This window comes from Halomonas sp. 707D4, from assembly GCF_024158685.1.
GTDB lineage: Bacteria > Pseudomonadota > Gammaproteobacteria > Pseudomonadales > Halomonadaceae > Vreelandella.
The window spans coordinates 1-2,976 of the sequence record NZ_JAMZBD010000387.1 but is presented as its reverse complement, the minus strand read 5'-3'; the positions used below and the strand labels follow the sequence as shown (position 1 = coordinate 2,976).

Here is a 2,976-nt window from a genome sequence, read left to right as displayed (position 1 = left end):
CGAGCGGTTCGGCGAGTTCGAACAGCGCCGGGTCCTCGTACTGGCAGAAGTAGTGCGTGGCGTGCAGCTCCTGAAGCAGCACGAGCTTGGCGCCGCGGGCGGCGGCGGCACGCACGCCTTTCTCGCTCTCGGCGAGGCTCTGGGCCTTGTCCGGCCAGGCGTTTTGCTGAACGACGGCGACGGTCAGTGCGTGGGTCATGCATCCTCCTCGAAAAGCGCGGTGTCGAGCGTGCCGCGCGGCAGCTGCATGGTCAGGCAGTGGAGGCTACCGTGCTGGCGAATCACGCTGTGGCACTCGACGGGAATCACCCGGCGCCCGGGAAAGGCGCCGGCCAGGGCATTCAGGGCGGCAAGATCCGCCGGGTCGGCGTAGGTGGGTACCAGCACCGCCTCGTTGATGATCAGGAAGTTGGCGTAGGTGGCGGGCAGCCGGTGGCCGTCGTCGGGATCGAGCGCCGCCTTGGGCCAGGGCAGGGCGACCAGGCGGTAGGGCGAGCCGTCGAGGCGGCGAAAGGCCATGAGTTCCGCTTCCATCGCCTTCAGAGCCGCGTAGTGCGGATCCGTTTCGTCGTCGCAGCGCACGTAGGCGATGGTGTCGGGGCTGCAGAAGCGCGCCAGGGTGTCGATGTGGCTGTCGGTATCGTCGCCTTCCAGGTAGCCGTTCTCGAGCCACAGGATGCGCGAGACGCCGAGCTCCGCCTTCAACAGCGCCTCGATCTCCTCCTGCGAGTGGTCCGGGTTACGGTTGGGGTTGAGCAGGCACTCCTTGGTGGCCAGCAGCGTGCCTTCGCCGTCGGTCTCGATACCGCCGCCCTCGAGCACCAGCGACTTCGTCACCACCGGGCAGGCCCAGACGCCTTGACGGTCGAGAGCGCGGGTCAGGGCATCGTCACGCAGCGCGGGAAACTTGCCGCCCCAGCCGGTGAAGGTATAGTCGAGAAGCGCCATCTCGCCGTTCTCGCCCATCACCCCGAGCGGGCCGTGGTCGCGGGCCCAGGTATCGTCGGTGTCGGCCTCGATCAAGCGCAGGCGAGCGGGCGCAACGCCAAAGGTCGCAAAGCGCGTCGCGAGGCGCTCTCGGGTGGCGGCGTCCGGCACGCTGATCAGCACGCGCTGCGTGTCGGCGGTGGCCAGGACGATGCGCTCGAGGGTCGCCTCGATCTGCTCGAGAATCGGCTGCCAGTCGCCGTCCGGGCGGGGCCAGGTGAGTTGAAGGCCATCCTGGGGATGCCATTCCGGCAGCAAGCGGTAAGAGGGGTGTGCCAAAATCGGATGCTCTCGTTGCCCATGAAAGGCGGCCTGACGTGAAGGCCGATGTCGCGCGCAATGTAGGGGCTTGCCCGCCAAGTTGCAAGTCATTGTCCCGTGGGTGAACCATCGCCTGGGCGATCGCATCCTCGATGCGTGTTTGCGCATGCAGCAGGCTCAAAAAAACCGTACCATGGGCGCCCATCATCAAGGAATCCTGCCATGCTTGACCGTTTGCCATTTCTGGTGGGGCTGCGCTACGTGCGCGCCAAGCGCCGCAACCACTTCATTTCGTTCATCTCGCTGATTTCGATGCTGGGTCTGACGCTGGGCGTCACCGTGCTGATCCTGGTGCTGTCGGTGATGAACGGCTTCGACCACGAGCTGCGCACGCGCATCCTCGGGATGGTGCCCCACACCAAGATCGAGTACCAACCCGGCCTCGTCGAGTGGGAAGCACTCGCCGACCGGCTGATGGAGCGCGACCGGGTGATCGGCGTGGCCCCTTACGTCGAGCAGCAGGGCATGTTCTCCGCCGGCGGCCAGAACCAGGGCGCGATGGTGACCGGGATCGATCCGGCCTGGGAAGAGCAGGTCTCGATCGTCGGCCAGCACATGCGCGAAGGTGCGCTCGAGGATCTCGCCCCGGGCGAGTGGAACGTGGTGCTGGGGTCGATTCTCGCCAACCGCCTGCGGGTCGGCGTGGGTGACCGGGTGACGCTGCTGGTGCCGGAGGCCTCGATCACCCCGGCCGGGGTGTTCCCGCGCCTCAAGCGCTTCACGGTGAGCGGCATCTTCAGCGTCGGCGCCGACCTCGATGGCAGTCTCGCCTATGCCAACATCGAGGACATGCAGACGCTGGCGCGCCTGGGCGATGCGATCGGCGGGCTGCGCGTCGAGCTCGACGACCTGTTCGTCGCCGGCAGCGAAACCCAGGCCATCGTCAACGACCTGGGGCCGGGCTACATCGGCCGCGACTGGACCTTCACCCAGGGCAGCCTGTTCCAGGCGATCCAGATGGAGAAGCGCATGATCGGGCTGCTGCTGACGGTGATCGTCGCCGTGGCGGCGTTCAACATCGTCTCGACCCTGGTGATGGTGGTGACCGACAAGCGGGCGGACATCGCCATCCTGCGCACCATCGGCGCGACGCCCCGCTCGATCATGGGCATCTTCATCGTCCAGGGCCTGACCATCGGCTTGATCGGTATCGCGCTCGGCGTGCTCGCCGGGGTGGTGCTGGCGTTGACCATATCGGATCTGGTCGCCTGGTTCGAGGCCACCTTCGGTATCCAGTTCCTCGATGCCGGGGTCTATTTCGTCAGCCACCTGCCGTCGCGCCTGCTGTTCGACGACATTCGCGACATCGTGCTGGCGGCCTTCGGCCTGACCTTCCTCTCGACGCTCTATCCCGCCTGGCGCGCCGCGCGGGTTCAGCCAGCGGACGTACTGCGCTATGAATAAGGACGCGCTCATGAATTCGACGATTTCCGATGCCCCGGTGATGCTCTCCTGCCAGGGACTCACCCGCGTCTACAGCGAAGGCCCGCAGGATCTCACCGTGCTCGACCGGCTGGCCCTCGAGGTGCGCGCCGGCGAGCGCGTGGCCATCGTCGGAAGCTCCGGCTCCGGCAAGACGACGCTCCTGAACCTGCTCGGCGGGCTCGACCGCCCCAGCGACGGCAGCGTCGTCATCGCCGGCGAGTCGCTGGCCGGGCTCAACGAGAC

At 66.9% G+C, this 2,976-nt stretch carries 4 protein-coding genes; 2 read left to right on the top strand and 2 right to left on the bottom strand.

Translation table 11 applies throughout. The features are described from left to right. Together BIS11_RS14055 and BIS11_RS14050 are read right to left on the bottom strand one after the other, a co-directional pair. Positions 1 to 199: nitrilase-related carbon-nitrogen hydrolase (locus tag BIS11_RS14055; RefSeq protein WP_367399217.1), on the bottom strand; the 199-nt coding region annotated here is incomplete at its 3' end. Continuing rightward, positions 196 to 1,266, bottom strand: coding sequence for an agmatine/peptidylarginine deiminase (locus BIS11_RS14050; protein WP_253422024.1), 1,071 nt, complete (start codon positions 1,264 to 1,266; stop codon positions 196 to 198). The genes BIS11_RS14050 and BIS11_RS14055, both read right to left, overlap by 4 nt. Before the next feature lie 204 nt (positions 1,267 to 1,470). On the opposite strand from BIS11_RS14050, the gene BIS11_RS14045 reads away from it, so the two are divergent. Both BIS11_RS14045 and BIS11_RS14040 read left to right on the top strand, forming a co-directional pair. Beyond that, positions 1,471 to 2,712 carry a lipoprotein-releasing ABC transporter permease subunit gene (locus BIS11_RS14045; protein ID WP_253422023.1) on the top strand — a complete coding sequence of 414 codons (1,242 nt, stop codon included), beginning with the start codon at positions 1,471 to 1,473 and terminating at the stop codon, positions 2,710 to 2,712. Between the two features lie 10 nt (positions 2,713 to 2,722). Beyond that, a partial coding sequence (locus tag BIS11_RS14040) for an ATP-binding cassette domain-containing protein (RefSeq protein ID WP_253586350.1) occupies positions 2,723 to 2,976 on the top strand: 254 nt, incomplete at its 3' end.

What these genes read in the sequence shown, in the direction of transcription:
- BIS11_RS14045 (WP_253422023.1), top strand. Translation starts at nt 1,471, where the DNA reads ATGCTTGACCGTTTGCCATTTCTGGTGGGGCTGCGCTACGTGCGCGCC.